18 protein-coding genes and 1 pseudogene are annotated in these 20,264 nt (G+C 56.1%); 9 read left to right on the top strand and 10 right to left on the bottom strand.

The window, feature by feature from the left end:
* Window positions 1-94 precede the first annotated feature (94 nt).
* From CPAR_RS08250 to modA, 4 genes are all read left to right on the top strand, one after another.
* Window positions 95-493: a c-type cytochrome gene (locus CPAR_RS08250; protein WP_012502857.1), complete on the top strand. Its 399-nt coding sequence runs from the start codon at window positions 95-97 to the stop codon at window positions 491-493.
* Window positions 494-561: 68 nt separating this feature from the next.
* On the top strand, window positions 562-2,763 hold the full coding sequence (locus CPAR_RS08255) for a TonB-dependent receptor (protein WP_012502858.1): 2,202 nt from the start codon (window positions 562-564) through the stop codon (window positions 2,761-2,763).
* Window positions 2,764-2,903: 140 nt separating this feature from the next.
* Window positions 2,904-3,713: a TOBE domain-containing protein gene (locus CPAR_RS08260; protein WP_012502859.1), complete on the top strand. Its 810-nt coding sequence runs from the start codon at window positions 2,904-2,906 to the stop codon at window positions 3,711-3,713.
* A gap of 97 nt (window positions 3,714-3,810) precedes the next feature.
* Window positions 3,811-4,557, top strand: coding sequence for a molybdate ABC transporter substrate-binding protein (gene modA / locus CPAR_RS08265; RefSeq protein ID WP_012502860.1), 747 nt, complete (start codon window positions 3,811-3,813; stop codon window positions 4,555-4,557).
* A 23-nt stretch (window positions 4,558-4,580) separates the two neighbouring features.
* Here the strand turns inward: modA and CPAR_RS08270 are convergent, their stop codons facing one another.
* From CPAR_RS08270 to hypA, 9 genes are all read right to left on the bottom strand, one after another.
* Complete coding sequence (locus tag CPAR_RS08270; RefSeq protein ID WP_198002617.1) at window positions 4,581-5,408, bottom strand: radical SAM protein; 828 nt, start codon at window positions 5,406-5,408, stop codon at window positions 4,581-4,583.
* A gap of 82 nt (window positions 5,409-5,490) precedes the next feature.
* Window positions 5,491-6,534: a hydrogenase expression/formation protein HypE gene (gene hypE, locus CPAR_RS08275; protein WP_012502862.1), complete on the bottom strand. Its 1,044-nt coding sequence runs from the start codon at window positions 6,532-6,534 to the stop codon at window positions 5,491-5,493.
* Between the two features lie 35 nt (window positions 6,535-6,569).
* Entirely contained in the window at window positions 6,570-8,144 is a 1,575-nt protein-coding gene (locus CPAR_RS08280; protein ID WP_012502863.1) for a tetratricopeptide repeat protein, read from the bottom strand.
* Window positions 8,145-8,164: 20 nt separating this feature from the next.
* Window positions 8,165-9,259, bottom strand: coding sequence for a hydrogenase formation protein HypD (hypD, locus tag CPAR_RS08285; RefSeq protein ID WP_012502864.1), 1,095 nt, complete (start codon window positions 9,257-9,259; stop codon window positions 8,165-8,167).
* Entirely contained in the window at window positions 9,256-9,540 is a 285-nt protein-coding gene (locus CPAR_RS08290; RefSeq protein ID WP_012502865.1) for a HypC/HybG/HupF family hydrogenase formation chaperone, read from the bottom strand. The genes hypD and CPAR_RS08290 overlap by 4 nt, the downstream gene beginning before the upstream one ends.
* A 40-nt stretch (window positions 9,541-9,580) precedes the next feature.
* The gene (locus CPAR_RS08295) at window positions 9,581-9,835 is read right to left on the bottom strand and encodes a four helix bundle protein (protein ID WP_012502866.1); all 255 of its coding nucleotides are present in this window, start codon (window positions 9,833-9,835) and stop codon (window positions 9,581-9,583) included.
* Window positions 9,836-9,977: 142 nt separating this feature from the next.
* Entirely contained in the window at window positions 9,978-12,350 is a 2,373-nt protein-coding gene (hypF, locus tag CPAR_RS08300) for a carbamoyltransferase HypF (protein WP_198002618.1), read from the bottom strand.
* Entirely contained in the window at window positions 12,269-13,087 is an 819-nt protein-coding gene (gene hypB / locus CPAR_RS08305) for a hydrogenase nickel incorporation protein HypB (RefSeq protein ID WP_012502868.1), read from the bottom strand. Before hypB ends, hypF begins: the two co-directional genes overlap by 82 nt.
* Window positions 13,088-13,148: 61 nt before the next feature.
* The gene (hypA, locus tag CPAR_RS08310; RefSeq protein WP_012502869.1) at window positions 13,149-13,490 is read right to left on the bottom strand and encodes a hydrogenase maturation nickel metallochaperone HypA; all 342 of its coding nucleotides are present in this window, start codon (window positions 13,488-13,490) and stop codon (window positions 13,149-13,151) included.
* Between the two features lie 176 nt (window positions 13,491-13,666).
* On the opposite strand from hypA, the gene CPAR_RS08315 reads away from it, so the two are divergent.
* Together CPAR_RS08315 and CPAR_RS08320 are read left to right on the top strand one after the other, a co-directional pair.
* Window positions 13,667-14,593: an aspartate carbamoyltransferase catalytic subunit gene (locus CPAR_RS08315; protein WP_012502870.1), complete on the top strand. Its 927-nt coding sequence runs from the start codon at window positions 13,667-13,669 to the stop codon at window positions 14,591-14,593.
* Between the two features lie 63 nt (window positions 14,594-14,656).
* Window positions 14,657-15,532, top strand: coding sequence for a DUF1207 domain-containing protein (locus CPAR_RS08320; RefSeq protein WP_012502871.1), 876 nt, complete (start codon window positions 14,657-14,659; stop codon window positions 15,530-15,532).
* Between the two features lie 104 nt (window positions 15,533-15,636).
* On the opposite strand, the gene CPAR_RS08325 is transcribed toward CPAR_RS08320, so the two are convergent.
* A complete protein-coding gene (locus CPAR_RS08325; RefSeq protein ID WP_012502872.1) occupies window positions 15,637-16,158 on the bottom strand; it encodes an NUDIX domain-containing protein in 522 nt (173 codons plus the stop codon).
* A 341-nt stretch (window positions 16,159-16,499) separates the two neighbouring features.
* On the opposite strand from CPAR_RS08325, the gene CPAR_RS08330 reads away from it, so the two are divergent.
* From CPAR_RS08330 to CPAR_RS08340, 3 genes and pseudogenes are all read left to right on the top strand, one after another.
* The gene (locus tag CPAR_RS08330; protein ID WP_012502873.1) at window positions 16,500-17,648 is read left to right on the top strand and encodes a hypothetical protein; all 1,149 of its coding nucleotides are present in this window, start codon (window positions 16,500-16,502) and stop codon (window positions 17,646-17,648) included.
* A gap of 392 nt (window positions 17,649-18,040) precedes the next feature.
* Window positions 18,041-18,298 carry a DUF4212 domain-containing protein gene (locus CPAR_RS08335; RefSeq protein WP_012502874.1) on the top strand — a complete coding sequence of 86 codons (258 nt, stop codon included), beginning with the start codon at window positions 18,041-18,043 and terminating at the stop codon, window positions 18,296-18,298.
* Between the two features lie 55 nt (window positions 18,299-18,353).
* Window positions 18,354-20,160, top strand: a pseudogene (locus CPAR_RS08340) (sodium:solute symporter family protein).
* Window positions 20,161-20,264: the final 104 nt, after the last annotated feature.

The following is a 20,264-nucleotide window of genomic DNA, read 5'->3' on the forward strand; positions in this document are numbered from 1 at the left end:
CATATCGACAGACATTTTGATCCTGTCGATGCAAACAGATTGCCTGTTTTTTTGTGCCTTTCGTTATAACCTGAAATACAAAACGATCAGACTGATGAAACCATTGACAACACTGCTTCTTGGAAGCGCACTGATTGCTGCCTCGCCTGAAGCTGCGCACTCATCAGAGTCCCCATCGAAGGGCCAGGAGCTCTACCTGCAACACTGCAGCAGTTGCCACACCATGACGCCCCCGCCGGCAACAGCCCCGCCGATCATTGGGCTCGCGCACTTCTACCATAAAGCATTCGATGACCGCGAGGCTGGCGTCCGCCATATCATGGATTTCATAGCCAACCCCGAACCCGGCAAATCGAAGCTCCGCGCCCCGGCCATTTCCCGGTTCGGGCTGATGCCGTCCGTCGAACTCACCGAAACAGAACTCAGGACGGTGGCGGAATGGATGTGGAACCAGTATGACCCGGCTTTCACTCCGCCGGACTGCCCTGAATGAGAAGAGCAAAAGAGCATAACGGCATTTTTTTGTCCCCCGTTATAACCAGAAATACACAACACACAACCATGAAAAAAACATCACTCATAGCCCTCCTTGCGCTGCTTTCCGCTACGGCAAAGGCAGAGGAAGAACCGACCCTGCTGGCGCTCAACGTCTGGACGGGCCCGGAAATTACCGTCTCCGGCAAGAAAGGCGATCTGCTCAACAAGATCGCCGGAAAGGAGTCCGAAGTGCTCAATCCGTCTCAAATGTCGGTTTATAAAATCATCAACATGATGCCATCGGTCAGCCAGCAGAGCGTCGATCCGTACGGACTGGCCGATACCGTGAACTACCACGAGGCGTTCCGCTTCCGCGGCGTCGAAGCGACCGCCGGCGGCGTTCCGGCCACCACGGCCAACGTCGAGGGGCTGCCGGTCACCGGGCGGCCGGGCGGCGGCGCGACAATCTATGACCTCGAAAACATGGAGAACGTCGCGGTTTACAGCGGCGTCATGCCCGCGAACGTCGGCCTCGGCATCGCCGACGTGGGCGGCAAGATCGACATGGAGATCAAGCGCCCCGAAAGTGAGTTCGGCGTGGCCTTCAAGCAGAGCATCGGCAGCCACAACTTCAGCCGCACCTACCTGCGCGTCGACACCGGCGATCTCGGCAGCGGCCTGAAAGCGTTCGTCTCGGGATCGACGAGCTATGCCGAAAAATGGAAAGGATACGGCGCGAGCAACCGCAACAACCTGATGTTCGGCCTGACCGAGCAGTTCAGCGACAAGGTGAAACTCGAAGCCTTCGCCACGTGGAGCAAGGGCAACATTCATCCATACAGAGCGCTGAGCTACGCGCAGATTCAGGATCTGGACAGCGCTTACGACACCGATTACAGCAACGACCCGACCGCCTACGACTACTACGGCTACAACAAAAACGAGTTCGAGGACTGGATGGTGATGGCCAACCTTGAAATCAAAACCGGCGAAAAGTCGAAGCTGAACGTCAAGCCCTACTACTGGAGCGACAAGGGCTACTACATGGAAACCATCACGCTGCCGAACGGCTCGCCCAACATCCGCCGCTGGGACATCGACCACGACCTGAAGGGCATTCTGGCCGAATACACCACCACCGTCGGCAACGTCGATCTCGACTTCGGCTACCTCTACCATACGCAGAAACGCCCCGGCCCGCCGAACTCGTGGAAGAACTACACGCTCAGCGGCAACACGCTCGTGTTCAGCAAATGGGCGATTCTCTCCAACGACTCCAGCCACGAGCTGCACGAGCCGTTCATCGAAGCGAAGTACCGTGTTGGCGACTGGACGCTCGAAGGCGGCGTAAAGTATGTCAACTACGCCCTGCCCTCGATCCTCACCTACACCACGACGGCAGGTGATGTCAGCTACGACGAAGCGATGGAATCGGCTACGCTCGTCCCCTTCAAAAGCGCTGAAAGTACCAAAACCTTCAGCCGCCTGTTTCCCGATGCCCGGCTCACGCGCATGATCGGCAACAACACGTCACTCCACCTGGCTTATGGCGAGAGCTACGTCACGCACGTCGATATCTACCCCTACTACATCTCGCAGGCCGCGCTGAACACGGTCATTCCGTTCGAGGAGCTGTGGGACAAGCGAGCCATGGAGATTTCCAGAAACGTCGAGCTCGGCATGAAAATCACCGGCAACACCTGGAGTATCTCGCCCACGATTTACTACTCCAAACACAGCAACAAGCAGGCCGTCTTGTATGATACTGACCTCGACGCGACCTACCCGATGAACAGCGCCGACGCCACCGGCTACGGCTTCGAGCTGGAGGGTGAATACAAGCCGTCGAGCAAGCTCAAATGCTACGGATCGTTCTCGTGGAACCGCTTCTCGTTCGATCAGGCGATCTACTCCGACGCTACAGGCTCGCTCATCGACGTCAAGGGAATGCAGGTACCCGACGCGCCGGAGTTCATGGCCAAGGGGCTGGTGAGCTACACGGTCGGTGACGTCACCATCTCGCCGGTCGTGCGGTACATGTCATCGCGCTATGGCGACGTGCAGCACACCCAGAAGATCGACGGCACGACGCTTTTCGACCTCGACCTCACCTGGAGCCGCCCGATTGCCGGACTGCGCAACGTGGACTGCTCGCTGTCGTTCATCAACCTGTTCGACACGAAATATGTCAGCATGATCAGCGCCTCCGACTACAAAACCCTGAAGACCTCCTACCAGCCCGGAGCGCCCTTCACGGTGGTAGCATCGGTAGCGATCCATTACTGATCGACGAACTTTTTTCGATGTGTTCTCCCCTGTTCTTTCTCCGTTACACTGCATCCCGGCGGCTGGTTCCCGCCGGGATTTTATGCTTGAGGGTTCTATATTACCACATGACCATTTATGAACAGTAACGGACTTTACCCGTGAGCAAAACCAAAGACCCCATCGGAATCGAAGGCTCGATCTGGTTCCAGAAATCGCAGAACCGCTTTCTCGGCGGCGACCGCATCGAACTGCTTGAACGGATCGAGGAGCTGGGCTCGATCAACAGCGCGGCCAAAGCGGTCGGCATCAGCTACAAAACCGCGTGGCATCTGGTGAACATGATGAACAACCTCTCCGACAAACCGCTCGTCGAGCGCATGACCGGCGGAAAGGGCGGCGGCGGCACCGTGCTCACGCGCGAAGGCCGGCAGGTGGTCGAAAAGTACCGCATCGTGCAGGACGAGCACCGCAAGTTCCTCGAAAACCTTGAAGAGCGGCTGGGCGAAACCGGCAACCTCTACCAGTTTTTGAGGAGGATTTCAATGCGGATCAGCGCGCGCAATACCTTTGCCGGAACCATCGCCGACATCGTCAAGGGCGCGGTCAATTCTGAAATCACCATCACGCTCAACGGCGGCCAGCACATCGTCTCGGTCATCACCAATGGCGCAGTCGACAACCTCGGCCTCAAAGAGGGCATGAGCGCCTACGCCATCATCAAGTCCAACGCAGTCATCGTGGGCCGCGATCTGCACAACACGAAGCTCAGCACCCGCAACATCATGTGCGGCACCGTGCAGCGCGTCATCGACGGCCCCGTCAGCAGCGAAGTGGATATCGACATCGGCGGAGGCAACATCATCTCGGCCATCATCACCAAAACCAGCTCCCGCAAACTCGGCTTCAAAGAGGGCGAACACGCCTGCACCATTTTCAAAGCCTCAGACGTCATTATCGGGGTGAATTAATGGATAATTGTAGGGGCAGTCCCGACTTGCCGGGATGCCCATCCACGCATGCCTATGAACGCCTAGCGCTATAACCACACAGAAACAACGAATTCTAATGCTCCGACAGATAAAACCCCTGCTCATCGCACTCCTGCTCGCCCTGACCGCCACCCCGGCACTTGCTGGTGAAATCCGACTCGCGGCAGGCATGGGCATGAAAGAAGTGCTGAACGTGCTCACGACCGATTTCACGAAAGCGCACCCCGGCACGACCTTCATCAAAACCTACGCGGCGGCGGGCGCGCTGGCCATGCAGATCGAAAACGGTGCACCGATCGACCTGTACATTTCAGCCGATACCAAGTGGGTGAACTATCTGCAAAAGAAAAACCTGATTGACGGAAAATGGGTCGCGCCCTTCGCCTGGAACGACATCGTTGTGGTCGGCAGACCGTCGCTGAAGATTGGATCGATGCAGGATCTAACGAAGCTCAAACGAATCGCCATCGGCAACCCCACCAGCGCCCCTGCCGGTGAATCGGCGATGGAAGCGTTCCGAAACGCTGGCATCGAAAAGCAGCTCGCAGGCAAGCTCGTCATGACCCGCGACATCCTGCAATGCCTCATGTACGCCGAAACCGGAGTCGTCGATGCCTCGGTGGTACACCTCACCGAAGCTCTCACGGCGAAACGCTCGAAAATCCTCTACACCGTCCCGCACGAGCTTTATACGCGCACACCCTTCACGATGGCTGTAACCAATCGCGATGCAAGCAATGGAGATGCAAAGGCATTTTTCAGGTATCTGGAAAGTGCGGAGGCGAAGGGGATTCTGGAGAAGTATGGGTATTTGAAGGAATAAAAAAAGAGGTATTAAAAAGCATTTTACACACTATTTTTATATGTATTTATATGCCACTCCTCTATCTCTTGCTTACCGGAAGACCAGCTAAATTCAGGGGAAAACTCCGCACACCACCTACAAGTTTCTATAGGTCGTGACAAATAGTCTATAATTTCTCTTGAGGTACTCTTATATATATCAAGCCCTTTAGATTCAGCAATATTCTTATCAAATCGTTTATTATAATAACGCACCGCATATGAAATCGCGCAGGAATATATCGCGCCATCTTTCAAAAACGGAACAAAATAATTATTTCGACAGGCATTAAAGGCCTTCTTCATATCCGAATCCCCCTCCGGATTGATTCGCGCAGTAAAAAACCACTTTATTTTGCTGCTTTTAAAAGCAACTCCATTCTGTTTAGCTAATTCTCTATAATAGCTAACCTTATTCTGCAAGGGCGGATAAACAGACATTTCAATCGCTGTATTTTTTTCTTTACAAACCGACCAAAAAACAGGCTCAACTTTTGGCAACAAAATACCATTCGTAACAACAACTATATCAGATAACGGAAAACAATCACGAGCTATCCGAATAAACGAAATCAACTCAGGATGCAAAAACGGCTCTCCCCCCAACAACTTGATCTTGTTAATTTTTTTAAATAATCGCTTCAATCGATTCATATCTTTTTCAAACTGAGGCAAATCATAAAACACACGATCAGCAATCCCACAAAAGTGAGAACAACCCCTGCAATTCAAGTTGCATTGATCAACAATCTGTACTTCAATTTTTGGCAATCCATTTTTAGATAGATTATATCTGTAATAATCCTCAGCCTGCCTTGCACGTACAGACAAATTTCTTTTTACGTTTGAATACGTTCGACTCAGTTTACTAACCATAAATAGAAAGCTACACTTTATAAAAGAAAGCACAGCATCAGCAAATCCGCGGCAACTGCTCCCCCAGCGGCATTTCAACAATGCGTCGGCTGCCGAAGGGCGTGCGCATCACCACCATGCCGGGGTGCTCTTCAGTGACTTTGCCGATGACGGCGGCCTCGCGTCCGTGCTCGTGCGAGCGCATGGCGGCAAGCGCCGCATCGGATTCGGCGGCGGGAACGACGACGAGCATTTTGCCTTCGTTGGCGACGGTGAGCGGGTCGATGCCGAGCAGTTCGGCGGCTCCGCGCACCTCCTCGCGCACGGGAATGGCGGCTTCGTCGAGTTCGATGCCGACCGATGAGGAGGCGGCGAGTTCGTTGAGCGTGGCCGCGACGCCGCCGCGCGTGGGGTCGCGCATGGCATGGAGGTTCGGCGCGGCTGCGAGCAGGTCGGCAATCATGCCGTTCAAGGCAGCGGAGTCGCTCCGGATGCGGCTCTGGAAGGAGAGGCCCTCGCGGGTGGTGAGGATCGCCATGCCGTGGTCGCCGATGGTGCCGGAGAGCAGCACCGCGTCGCCGGGGCGGAGGTTGCGGCACGACACTTCGCGGCCCGGCGGGATGAAGCCGATGCCGGAGGTGTTGATGAAAATTCGATCGCACTGCCCTTTCTGCACCACTTTCGTGTCGCCGCACGCGATGACCACCCACGCCTTCCGCGCGGCCTCGGCCATGCTTTTGACGATCCGTTCGAGGTCGGCGAGCGGCAATCCCTCTTCAAGCACGAACCCGGCGCTGAGGTAGCGCGGCACCGCGCCGCCGACGGCGAGATCGTTCACCGTGCCGTTGACCGCCAGATCGCCGATGGTGCCGCCGGGGAAAAAGATCGGCGAGACGACGTAGGTGTCGGTGGTGAAGGCGATGCGCCCCGGCTCGGCCTCGAACCGCGCCTGATCGTCGAGCTGGTCGAGCACCGGATTGCCGAGGTGCGGCATGAACACCCGCGCCGTCAGCTCCTGCGACAAACGCCCGCCCGCGCCATGAGCCATCTGGACGGTTTCATGCTGAAGAATCGGCGAAGGGCAGCTCAGTTGCATGGTCATTGGGGGATTGGATTTAACGGACAAAAGTTGATGGTTCAGTAGCCTTGCTCTGCCAATTTTTTGTATGCTTCACACCCCTCTTTTAGATTGTTGTCACAAGCTTTTCTATACCACTCTTTGGCCGTACTCTCGTCCTGTATCACACCTTGCCCTTTTTCGTACGTCTCTCCAATGTTGAATTGCGCTTCGGCATTTCCCTGTGCGGCGGACAGACGATACCATTTCAGTGCTTCCCCGTAATCCTGCTTCACGCCTTCGCCACGGGCATACATTGTTCCAAGGTTACATTGTGCGAAATCGTAACCCTTCTCTGCAGAAAGTCTTAACAGCCTTAATGCTTCAGCATAATCTTGTCTTACACCAACTCCCATGACATACATCACTCCGAGGTTGCTTTGAGCACCAGCATTCCCCTGTGCGGCGGACAGACGATACCATTTCAATGCTTCAGTGTAGTCCTGTCTCACGCCCATACCCTTGTGATACATCACTCCGGTGTTGTATTGTGCGAGAGCGTTACCCTGTGTGGCCGACAGAAGATACCATTTCAATGCTTCCACATAGTCCTGTCTCACTCCATAGCCCTTTTCATACATCACTCCGATGTTGAATTGCGCTTCGGTATTTCCCTGTGCCGCAGATAGCCGATACCACTTCAAAGCTTCGATATAATCCTGCCTAACGCTGTAGCCATTCTTATAAAACCATCCAATGTTGTATTGTGCTTTGGCGTCACCCTGTGCCGCGGCCTTGTGGTACCATTTCAGCGCTTCCGCATAATCCTGTCTCACTCCATAGCCTTTGGCATACATCAATCCAAGATTGAATTGCGCATCAGAGTCACCCTTTGCAGCAGACAACCGGTACCACTTCAAGGCTTCCACATAGTCCTGTCTCACCCCTTCACCGTTAGCGTACATCAATCCAATGTCGTATTGTGCGCCAGCATTTCCTTGTGCAGCGGACAGACGAAACCACTTCAGCGCTTCAGCATAGTCCTGGCTCACTCCCTCGCCTTTAACATAACTCAATCCAATGTCGCGTTGTGCGCCCGCATTCCCTTGTGCCGCAGACAGACGGAGCCACTTCAGGGCTTCCACATAATCCTGCTTCACGCCATAGCCCTTATAGTAAAAAACTCCGATCCTGCGTTGTGCTTCGGAGTTCCCCTGCGCTGCGGACAGATGATACCATTTCAAAGCTTCCTCATAGTCCTGTCTTACACCATGGCCATTCTCATAAATAAATCCGATGCTGTATTGTGGGACATCATACCCCTGCGCAGCAGACAGACGAAACCACTTCAGGGCTTCAGCATAGTCCTGCCTCACCCCACGGCCATTGGCGTACATCACTCCAAGGTTGCCTTGCGCTCCAGCGTTACCCTGTGCAGCGGACAGGCGAAACCACTTCAAGGCCTCGACATAGTCCTGCCTAACTTCTTTGCCCAAAGCATACATCAATCCGATTTTAAATTGTGCTTCGGCATCACCCTGTTCAGCCCCTTTTTTCAATTCAAAAATTTTTTCCGGCTCTGGCGATTGGTTACAACTCGCTATGGGTGCAAACAGTACCAATGCTGTTAGTGTCCTGAAAATCAGTTTTTTCATCGTTGTTAGGGGTAAATGGTTCAACTGCTGACGTTGCGGTGATAGCGATAATATGCGGCGCAGGCTCCTTCGGAGGAGACCATCGTTGCACCGAGCGGGGTTTGCGGGGTGCATTCCCGCGCGAAGGCCGGGCAGTCGGAGGGTTTGAGGTGGCCTTGCAGCACCTCGCCGCTCTTGCACAACGGCGACTCCTGCGGGGCGATGTGGCCCACGTCGAAACGCTTTTCGGCGTCGAAACGCTCGTACTCCCGGCGCAGCACGAGGCCGCTCTGCGGAATGACGCCGATACCGCGCCACGGTCGGTCGGCGACCTCGAACACCTCCTGCATCACCCGCCGCGCCTCGGGATTGCCCTCGCGGCTCACCACGCGCCCGTAAGCGTTCACCACGCCCGAACGGCCCGCTTCGAGCAACTCGACCGTTTTCAGAATCGCGTCGAGCAGATCGACCGGCTCGAACCCGGCAGGCACAATCGGCACGCCGAACTCCGCCGCCACCGGCTCGTACTCCTCGTAGCCCATGATGGCGCAGACGTGCCCGGCAGCGAGGAACCCCTGCACGCGGTTGTCGGGTGACGACAGAATCGCCCGCATCGCCGGCGGCACCATCACCTGGCTCACCAGCTCGCTGAAATTCGAGAGCCCCTCCCGCGCCGCCTGATGGACGGCCATCGCGTTGGCCGGAGCCGTGGTTTCGAAACCGACCGCAAGAAACACAACCTCTTTCGACGGATTGTCGCGCGCGATCTGCAACGCTTCAAGCGGCGAAAAAACGACCCGCACATCCGCCCCCTCGCTCCGCGCCATGAACAGGTCTTTCGAGTTGCCCGGCACGCGCAGCATGTCGCCGAAGCTCGTGAGAATCGTGTTCGGCATCGCCGCAATCGCCAGCGCCCGCTCGATAGTCTCCAGCGGCGTCACGCACACCGGACACCCCGGCCCATGCACAAGCTGCACATTCGGTGGCAAAAGCTGATCGATACCATTCCGCAAAATCGAATGCGTCTGCCCGCCGCAAATCTCCATGATCGTCCAGTCGTGGCGAGCCACCTGCCGGATGCGGTCAAGCAAAGCGCGAGCGCGAGCCGGGTCGCGGTATTCGTCGATGAATTTCATGCGTCCGGATTCTGGATGGGCGACGGCGGAAGTTCGCCATCAACATCAAACGCACCGCTTTTAATGAGCTCATCCCAGAGCTTCAGGCTTTCGGCAGCCTCCTCCTCGTCGATGATCTTCAGCGCGAACCCCGCGTGGACGATGGTGTACTGGCCGATGGCGATCTCCGGCACGTATTCAAGGCACGCCTTGGTGAGCGCACCGCTGATGTCCACCGTGCCCATTTTCAGGCCGTTCTCTTCGCGAATTTCTATGAGTTTTCCAGGAATAGCTAAGCACATGGTATCAGTTGATAATTGATAGTTGATAGTGTTTTCTTGCTCAACCGTTATCACGGCGATTTTTTGTGGATTTGATAATGCTGGTCAGGAGTTTTAGCAATTCGACGATATCGGGTTTGATCGACTCATATCCTTTCTTTTCAATGAGTTGCGACTGGTAGAGCAAATCGATCCAATACTCGGTTTCATTAGCTTCCTTCAGTGCAATTGACAGTTTGTGAATAAAATCAGCCCTGCTTTCGGCCTGCTGAGCTTCACGAATCAGAGCCCCGATGGCAGTACCAGACTTGAGCAATTGCCTATTTCCTTCTCAAGAAACCGGCAAAGCTTGACAACCCGAAGCGCAAACTCGAATGAAAGCTCACGAACCCCACTCCCATTCATCTCATTTTTTTGCGCCACGCTCTTCATCTTTTTAAACTGTCAATTGTCAATTGTCAACTATCAACTCCACGATACCGCCCGCGCAAGAACTCCTGCCCAATCACTGCCTGCCCCAAGCTGATGCCACCGTCGTTGGTGGGCACTTGCTGGTGCAGAAGCACGGTAAATCCTGCGGCTTCTAGTTCGTGCACAAGGGCTTCAACAAGCAGTACATTCTGGAACACGCCGCCGCTTAATGCGACGGTTTTCAGGCCGGTTTCAAGATAGGCCTTACGTGTAATTTCTGAAAGCATGACGACGAGCGTCCGGTGGAAGCGTTGGGCGATTTCTCCAGCTTTAGCGCCTGCTTGGACGGCTTTGGCGATGTCGCGGATGATGGGTGAAACGAGCATCTGCCAGCGGCTGTCGCGGCGCTCGATGCCAAAGCTGTAGGCGGTGTCGGCGATCTGGCCGCGTGCGGCTTGCATCAGTTCGATGGCGGCCTGGCCTTCGTAGCGGGCTTCGTGGCGCAGAGCGCAGATGGAGGCGACGGCGTCGAAGAGGCGTCCGCAGCTTGAGCTTTCCGCCGTACCGACTCCTTTGTCGAGCAGTTCGAGCACCTGCGCCGACTGCGGCTGGCGGAGGCATTCCAGGCCTTCGGGTGACGCACAGCTGCGGTGGAGCCAGCCGAGGGCCGTGCGCCACACCTGCCGCGTGGCCGCGTCGCCGCCGGGCAGCGGCATCGGCTCCAGCGAAGCGAAGCGTGTCGCTCCGGCGGCGACGCCGATCAGCACTTCGCCGCCCCACACCGTGCCGTCCGGGCCGTAGCCGGTGCCGTCGAGCGTGAGACCGATGGCCGGGCCGTCGCAGCGGTGTTCGGCGAGGCACGAGGCGAGGTGCGCGTGGTGGTGCTGCACGCCGAGCGTCGGCTTGCCTTGCTCCAGCGCCCAGCGCGTGGTCATGTAGGCGGGGTGCAGGTCGTGCACGAGCAGCTCGGCTTCCGTCTGGAAAATGCGTTGCAGGTGCGCAGCCACGTCGTCGAAGTGACGGTACGCCTCGTAGTTTTTCATGTCGCCGATGTGCTGGCTCAGGAACGCTTCGCCGCCCTTCACGAGGCAGAGCGCGTTCTTCAGCTCGCCGCCCGTGCCGAGAACCGGCGGGCCGCTTTGGCGCAGCCTGATCGGCGCGGGTGCGTAACCACGGCTGCGGCGAATCAGGCGCACGGCGTCAGCCATCGACATCACCACCGAGTCGTCGCAGCGCCGGGCGATTGGCCGGTCGTGCATCAGGAACGCATCGGCGATGCCCGTGAGCCGTTCGAGCGCTTCGGCGTTGTCGGCTACCAACGGCTCCTCGCTGAAGTTCGCGCTGGTCATCACGAGCACCTCCGGGCCTTCCCGCAAGAGCAGCCAGTGCAGCGGCGAGTAGGGCAGTATCACGCCGAGCCGGTCATTGCCCGGCGAGATGGACGGGGCGAGGGGCAGATCCGAACGCTTGCGCAGCAGCACGATGGGCGCTTGCGGCGAAGCGAGCGCGACCTCCTCCTCTGGGCCGATTTCGCACAGGGCGCGGGCGGTGTCAAGGTCGCGCACCATCACGGCGAACGGCTTCTCCTCGCGTCCCTTGCGAGTTCGGAGAAGCTGGACGGCCTGTTCGTTCGAGGCATCGACCGCGAGATGAAATCCACCGATCCCCTTGATCGCCAGAATCTTTCCGCCCGCAAGCAGCTCGCCCGCCGCCGTGATCTCGTCGCCGACCTCCAGCCGGACACCCGCCGCATCGCGCAGTTCGAGCTTCGGGCCGCAGACCGGGCAGGCGTTGGGCTGGGCGTGAAAGCGGCGGTCGGCGGGGTCGTCGTATTCGCGCTGGCAGTCGGGACACAGGGCGAACCCTTTCATCGTGGTAAAGGGGCGGTCGTAGGGAATGCGCTCGACGATGGTGTAGCGCGGACCGCAGTCGGTACAGTTGGTGAAGGCGTAGCGGTAGCGCCGTCCGGCGGGATCAGCGATGTCGGCAAGGCAGGCCGGGCAGACGGCGATGTCGGGCGAGATGAGCGTCTGCATCGCGTCACCGCCGGAGGATTCGGAGATGACGAAGCCCTGCTCACCGCAGACGGACGGGATACTTTGGCGGTCAATCGAATCGATGCGGGAGAGCGGCGGCGCTTCGTCGCGGAGAGCGGCCTCGAAGCGGTCGAGAGCGTTCGGTTCGCCTTCGACTTCGATCACCACGCCGGAACTTGCATTACAGACAAATCCAGCCAGATCGAGCTGATGAGCAAGCCGCCAGACGAAGGGGCGGAAACCCACCCCCTGCACGATGCCGCGAACCTCGATCCGGCGGCGTTCACAGTGCGACGATCCGCTCAGAGCGCCGCGAGTTTGGCGTTCAGCCAGGCGATCCACTCGTCGAAGCCCTCGCCGGTTCGCGCCGAAAGCTCGATCCATTCGAGGTGGTGGTTGACCTGCATGGCGTACTCGCGGCATTTGGCGGGGTCGAAATCGACGTGCGGCAACAGGTCGGTTTTGTTGAGCAGGCAGATGTCCGCCTCGTGGAACATGGTGGGATATTTCAGCGGTTTGTCGTCGCCCTCGGTGACGCTGATGACCACCACTTTCGCCGCCTCGCCAAGGTCGAAAAGCGCCGGGCAGACCAGGTTGCCGACGTTCTCGATGCAGAGCAGCGAGCGCTCCGCCGGGTCGAGTTCCTTCACGGCGCGCTGCACCATCTGCGCGTCAAGGTGGCAGCCGGTGCCGGTGTTGACCTGGATGACCGGCACGCCGAGCGCGTCGATCCGGTCGGCGTCGTTGGTGGTCTGCTGGTCGCCCTCGATCACGGTAACGGGATGGCGCTCCAGCAGCGCCGGGATGGTTTTTTCGAGAATCGAGGTCTTGCCGGAACCGGGCGAGCTGAGGAAGTTCAGCGCCAGTACCCGCCGCGCCTCGAACCAGCCGCGGTTGCGCTCGGCGAGCATGTTGTTCTGCAACAGAACATCCTGCTCCATCTGCACCTTGCGAGCCTCGCCGTGGTGGTGATCATGCGCATGATCGTGGCTGTGACCATGGTCGTGACTATGTTCATGGTCGTGATGGCCGTCATCGCCGACGTGGACATGATAATTTTTGACGCCCGGCTTACGCAGCACCACGCCTCCATCGCCTGAACAACCGCAAGTATCGCACATAGCTTGGTTACTCCTGTCTTTTCTGATAATTACTACTGTCTAACGCCTCACCGACACGCATCTATTCGATGGTAATCGAACGTACCGAAAGCTCCTGGCCCGATTCGATCTGCACCCGGAACTGGGCGCATGACGGGCACTTCGCGTAAAAGCTCGTGATCGGAAAGGTTTCGCCGCACGCTTCACAGCGACCGACCGCCTCGCACTCCTCGATGACCAGCTCGGCCCCGTCGGCAGGCGTGTCGCGGCAAGCCGCTGAAAAGCAGAACTTGAGCGACTCGACTTCTACTCCGGAAAGATGGCCGACCACAAGCTCGATGCCGGTCACCTTCGAGCACCCTTCCTGGCGGGCCTTTTCGGTCACGGCATCGATAACCGACATGGCAATGGACATCTCATGCATCGCAAATGCTTTGGCTTTGAAGCTTGAAAAAACTGAAAAACGTAAGTCTGTACAGCTCTTTTCTTAAAATAGTTCCGGTCATCGGATAACAGCGTGACTGCATAGTGCTATGATCGTTAAATTTTTCTTAATTTTCGAAACAACATTCATTTCAACGCATAAACGTCCATGAAGTATTGAACCACCTCACGGGACTTTTCGGATTACCGGCAAGCACGCTGGTCGAGCTGCTCGACCTTGCCGCCGGATACAGAGAGGGGCTCAACAGAGAGCCTGAAACCTTCGCCCCGTTGCTCTCGAACCGGCGAATCGCCCTTGTTTTCTTTGAGAATTCCACCCGCACCCGCTTTTCGTTCGAGCTCGCCGCACGGCATCTTGGCGCGGGAACGCTGAGCTTCACGGCAGCATCGAGCAGCGTCAGCAAAGGCGAAACCCTGTCGGACACCATCCGCAACCTCGAAGCGATGAAAGTCGATGCGTTTGTGTTGCGGCACCCATCATCGGGCGCGGCGGACTTCGTGACATCGATTACCAACCGGCCGGTCATCAACGCCGGAGACGGCACGCACGAGCACCCGACCCAGGCGCTGCTTGACATTCTCACTCTCAGAAGCTACTTCGGAAAGATCGAAGGGCTAAAAATCATGATTCTCGGCGACATCCTGCACAGCCGGGTTGCCCGCTCGAACATCCTCGGCCTGAAAACCCTCGGCGCAGAGATCGCCGTCTGCGCGCCTTCGACGCTGCTCCCCGGCCGGATTGACCAGCTTGGCGTGCAGGTCTTCACCAATCTCGACAAAGCGCTGGCCTGGGCCGATGCGGCCATCGTGCTGCGCCTCCAGCTCGAACGGGCCACCGGCGGCTACATTCCGTCGCTCGAAGAGTACTCTGCGGGATACGGCCTGACTGACGAGAAATTCGACCGCCTGAAACGGCTCATGCCGGTGCTGCATCCCGGGCCGATCAACCGTGAAATTGAAATTTCAAACATGGTAGCCGACCGGATTCAGCCGCCCGGCTATTCAAGCAGCATGCTGATGGAACAGGTAACCAACGGCGTAGCGGTTCGAATGGCCGTGCTGCATCGCCTGCTGGCCAAGTGAAACGGCGGCAGACAGTCAACGAATATTTATTAACATCACCATACCCCTGAAAAACGACAAACCATGAACAAACGCTTTTCGATAGTGACCGCCGCGCTGTTGGCAACCGTCGGCATCACCGCCCCTGCCAACACAGCCAAAGCTGAATCGGGACTCCATCCGACACTCGACACCCTGTTCGAACCGCTGCTGGCCGACCCGATGGAACCCCGCATCGCCGTTATGCCGAAGCTCGGCAAAAAGCAGCTCCAGCTCGACATCGGCACCTCGGCCGACCTGTACCAGAACGAGAAAAAGACCTTCGCCGCCGGTATCGACTTCGCCACCTGGTCATTGCTGAACCGGACGAGCAACTTCAAGTTCCCGGTTGACAGCATCGACTACCTCTTCGGCGTGAACGCCACGTTCCGTCGCCAGCTCACCGACACGCTCATTCCGTTCGATGAAGCCGCTGTCAGAGTTCGGTGGAGCCACATCTCGGCGCACTTCGAAGATGGCCACACCGACGACGCGGGCGAATGGCTCCATCCGGAGGAGAGTCCCTTCGGCATTCCGTTCACCTACAGCCGGGAGTTCATCAACGTCACGGCTTCGCTCAGCTCGCCGGGCCGCAGAATCTATCTTGGCTACCAGTACATGTACCACACCATTCCCGATGAAATCAGCGCAAGCTCATTCCAGGCCGGCGCGGAGATCGGCCTGCCTTATGACGCCTACTTGGCCGCCGACTTCAAGCTGTTGCCTGTCTGGCAGTGGGATGAAGGCAAAACCGACGGCTACCGCGGCACCTGGAACCTCCAGGCCGGCATGCGCCTTAGCTCGATCGGTCTGGACAATGTGCGGGTCGCCGCCAACTACTTTTCGGGCATGAGCCGCCACGGCATGTATTTCTACAAACCTGAAAGCTACACGACGCTGGGCATGATTGTTGATTTGTAGGATGATGTAGAGGCAGGTGCAAGGTCTACCCCTACGAAAATGCCATCACCAATTCTTTTGTAGGGGTAGTCCTTGCGGCTACCCCTTTTTTTATCCCCCACCTCTCACAACATCGAATCGAAAAATCCGGGACATGGGTTGTCAAACCCATGCTGATGCCCCGACGCTATCAATTCATACAGAAATGGCGGATAGAGGCGATAAGAGGTCAACGAGGAGATTGGCAGCCAACTGCTCTGCAAAATCATCTGCCGGTCGTCGGGCAGTTCCGGATCGCGGCCGGTCACAAGCGTGCCACCGGTCACCTCGCAATGAAACCCGAGGGAAACCGAGTGGTGCCGCTCTCCCTGCTCCGGCAAACCGGGATATGGATAGAGCAACTCCTTGACGAAAACCATACCGCCAACCGAGCACTCCAGACCGGTCTCCTCCATCACCTCCCGTCTGAGCGCCTCATGCAAGGTTTCGCCCCGTTCGACCACACCGCCGGGCAAAATCCAGTAGGTTTCCGGAAAAGCGGGATCTCCCGGCGCGAAACTCCGATGTTCGACAAACAGCACCTCGTCATCCCGAATACACAAGGCACTTGCCCTGAGATGAACCGGTTTTCTTGACAGATCATGCATAAAATCACAGCCACCTTAAGCGTTGTAACAACGTATTTTCATTTTGAAAGAATAAATGAAAAATCCGACAACTATCCTTTGACATTCGACACAACAGAGCAGCATACCTTATATCGATATATAACCTTCAAAATACATGCCAATACAACGAAAAAGCGGAAAAAGCGCTTTTCTTTTGGACTAATGAATACTATTTCCTTAATTTAGCGTTAACCATAACCACACCTGTTCTTTTTAGTGTCATAAGGTTCCCACACTCCGATGATGGTAACCGGCCGTTGTAAAGCGGTTTTTATTTGAATTGACCAAAACGCATCACACAACCTAACGGAGAACACACAATGAAAAAAATGCTGTCACTTGCTGCGATGTTCGCAGTGTTAGCATCTGCTTCCCCCGCTCAGGCTGAACTGAAATTTGGCGGTGACGCTAGCGTCCGTCTGAGAGACGTATCCTATTTCGGCGACGCCGATCAGTTTTCGTTCACTGGTTCCGCCAACGATGACGTTGTCTTCCAGTACAGAGTTCGCCTGAAGGCAGCTGCAGATCTGGGTAATGGCTACTTCTTCAAGGCTCTGCTTCAGAACGAAAGCTTGGGTTCTGGCATCTTTGGTGAAGGGCAACCATACATCATTGCTGGTGGCTGGCAGAGTGTTGGTTATGCAAACACCGAAGAGATCAATGTCGATGTCTCGAACTTCTACTTTGGGCGCATGCTCGAGGACTGCCACTATATGGTTGGCCGCCTTCCGCTGGGCTCACTCAACAACCCGATCTTCGATCTCACCATCTACCCGGGACAGCCACTCGGCACCCCTGTATTCAACATCAATTTCGACCGTGTTTTGGGACTCAACTACGGGCACAAAATCGGCAACGGAATGCTGAATGCAACGCTTGTTGTGCTTGACAACGAATCTGGCGACAATACTGCTTATGATGGCGACGGTCTCTTTAACGACGGCTATGCACTGCACCTTGACTACAAGGTCAACGTTGGAAATGTTACACTTGAGCCCCAGTTCTTGACCGTTCTGACAAACTCTGATGTCTTCACGCAGGATATCAGGGGAGCGGGCACCGTTGTCGCTCAAAAAGTCACGCCATACACCTTTGGCGCTCTCATTGGCGTTCCTGCCGGTGATGCAAAGCTGACCTTCGGTGCATTCTATACCAATTGCGATGACACGACCCCGAATTCTGGTTACAAAGTCGATTATGATGGCTACCTGTTCAGGGTGAAAGGTGAAATCGGAAACTTCATGGCTTGGTATGATTTCAACCGCACCGATGTCAACGATGGTTACGATACCAAACTCACCAACCACTTCGTATGGGCACAGTACAAGATTCCGGTGTACTCTTCTGCTGCTGGCAGTGTGACAATTCAGCCGACTCTTCGCTACCTCGCATCAAAGGCTGAAGACGACTTTGGCAGTGCCTCTGGCGAGCGTCTGCGCAGCGAGCTCTGGGCAACCGTCACCTTCTAAGGCTTGCCTCAGCTTTAAATAAAAAAGCCGCAGGAAACTGCGGCTTTTTTATCGTCAGAGGAACAGAATGCTGACGGACAGTATAGGCGCGAAATGAACAATTATGAGTTCCGCCCTATATCGCGTATATTGTTAACAATCGGTAAAAATGCATTGGCTGTCGGAAGCTCATAACCGGAAAGCTCAATGAATCCGAATAGCCTACACTTCAGTTCGATTTGTGATTGTGATTAAGACGCATGGCCGGAAACCCCTCTTTTCCGACATGAATGTCTGACAGAATAAGTGGTTACGTCCGTTTATACGACTGTTCTCTTTATTATCGGCATCGCCCTACATGGTGCCATGTTCTGTCTTTAGTAGTTCTCAACAAGCACAAACTTACCAATGCCATGGAAAAAGCGAAACTCCAGGAGTACTGGAAAATCAACCTCGGCTACCTTATCGGCCTGCTGGTTGTATGGTTCGTCGTCTCGTATGGATTCGGCATTCTTCTTGTCGAACCCCTGAACGCGATCCGGCTCGGAGGCTTCAAACTGGGCTTCTGGTTTGCCCAGCAGGGTTCTATCTACGTTTTCGTAGTGGAGATCTTTGTTTACGTCATGCTGATGAACAAGCTCGACAAGAGGTTTGACGTTCACGAAGACTGAACCGGCCAAAACGCTATCCGAAAACCATTTTCCAAACGCTTAACAAACAACCATCATGAGTGTTCAATTATGGACCTACCTTATCGTAGGCCTGACCTTTGCGCTCTATATCGCCATTGCGGTATGGGCGAAGGCTGGTTCAACGAAAGAGTTCTATGTTGCCGGTGCGGGTGTTCCACCGCTGATGAACGGCATGGCAACCGCTGCAGACTGGATGTCGGCGGCTTCATTTATTTCGATGGCCGGTCTCATTTCTTTCATGGGTTATGACGGCTCGGTTTATCTGATGGGCTGGACGGGCGGCTACGTGCTGCTGGCTCTTCTGCTCGCCCCCTACCTCAGAAAGTTCGGCAAGTTCACCGTGCCCGATTTCGTGGGTGACCGTTACTACTCGAACGTGGCCCGCACCGTGGCTGTCATCTGCGCAATCTTCGTGTCGTTCACCTACGTGGCCGGCCAGATGCGCGGCGTCGGCGTGGTGTTCTCCCGCTTCCTTGAAGTAGACATCAACATGGGTATTTTCATCGGCATGGCTATCGTGTTCTTCTACGCCGTGCTTGGTGGCATGAAAGGCATCACCTACACCCAGGTCGCCCAGTACTGCGTGCTGATCTTCGCCTACATGGTTCCGGCTATCTTCCTTTCGCTGATGATTGCAGGAACCCCGATTCCACAGCTCGGACTTGGTGGCACCGGTTCTGACGGCGTTTACCTGCTCGACAAGCTCGATGGACTGTCTCAACAGCTCGGCTTTGCGGCCTACACCACCGGCTCGAAACCGATGATCGACGTCTTTGCGATCACCGTCGCTCTGATGGTAGGTACTGCCGGTCTTCCGCACGTTATCGTTCGCTTCTTCACCGTGCCGAAGGTTCGCGACGCCCGCGTCTCGGCTGGCTGGGCTCTGCTCTTCATCGCCCTGCTCTACACCACGGCTCCGGCAATTGCAGCTTTCGCCCGTATCAACCTGATCGACACGGTCAGCGACAAGAGCTATGCTGCCTTGGCTGAAAATCCAAAAACCCAGTGGTTCGAAAAATGGGAAAAAACCGGTCTGCTGGCATGGATGGACAAAAACAACGATGGCAAGATTCAGTACCTTGGTAAAAATGCCAACGGTGGTGATGCTTTTGAGGGCAAACCGTCGTTCACCTCTGAAACCGGCCCGGCAGGACAGATGCTGCTTTCCAACGCACCGACCGACAACGCCAACGAGCTCTACATCGACAAGGACATCATGGTGCTTGCCAACCCGGAAATCGGCCAGCTGCCGAACTGGGTGATCGCACTGGTTGCCGCTGGTGGTCTTGCCGCCGCTCTTTCGACGGCTGCCGGTCTCCTGCTGGTCATCTCGACCTCGGTGTCGCATGACCTCATCAAGAAGCAGATCAACCCCAACATCAGCGAAAGCGCCGAGCTGATGTATGCCCGTATCGCCGTGGCCATCGCGATCTGCATCGCCGGCTATCGCCGGCTACTTCGGCATCAACCCGCCCGGCTTCGTGGCACAGGTTGTGGCCTTCGCGTTCGGTCTGGCCGCTTCGTCGTTCTTCCCGGTCATCATCCTCGGCATCTTCTCTAAGAGGATGAACAAAGAGGGCGCGATCGCCGGTATGCTTACCGGTCTGATCTTCACGGCTGCCTACATCATCAACTTCAAGTTCATCAACCCTGGTGACAACAACCCGGAACACTGGCTCCTCGGCATCTCGCCGGAAGGCATCGGTACGGTGGGTATGGTGATCAACTTCGTGGTCAGCTTCGTGGTTTCGCGGATCACTCCTGCACCTCCGGAAGAGATTCAGGAGCTGGTTGACAGCCTGCGCTATCCTAAAGGCGCTGGTGAAGCTTCGGCACACTGATTCCGAACACAACCATCGACAAACAAAAAAAGGCGTGGAACCATCCGCGCCTTTTTTTGTTATCATAAATCCGGAAACCCAGTAACGCAGACTGCACGATTTCG

This window comes from Chlorobaculum parvum NCIB 8327 (assembly GCF_000020505.1).
Lineage (GTDB): Bacteria > Bacteroidota > Chlorobiia > Chlorobiales > Chlorobiaceae > Chlorobaculum > Chlorobaculum parvum_A.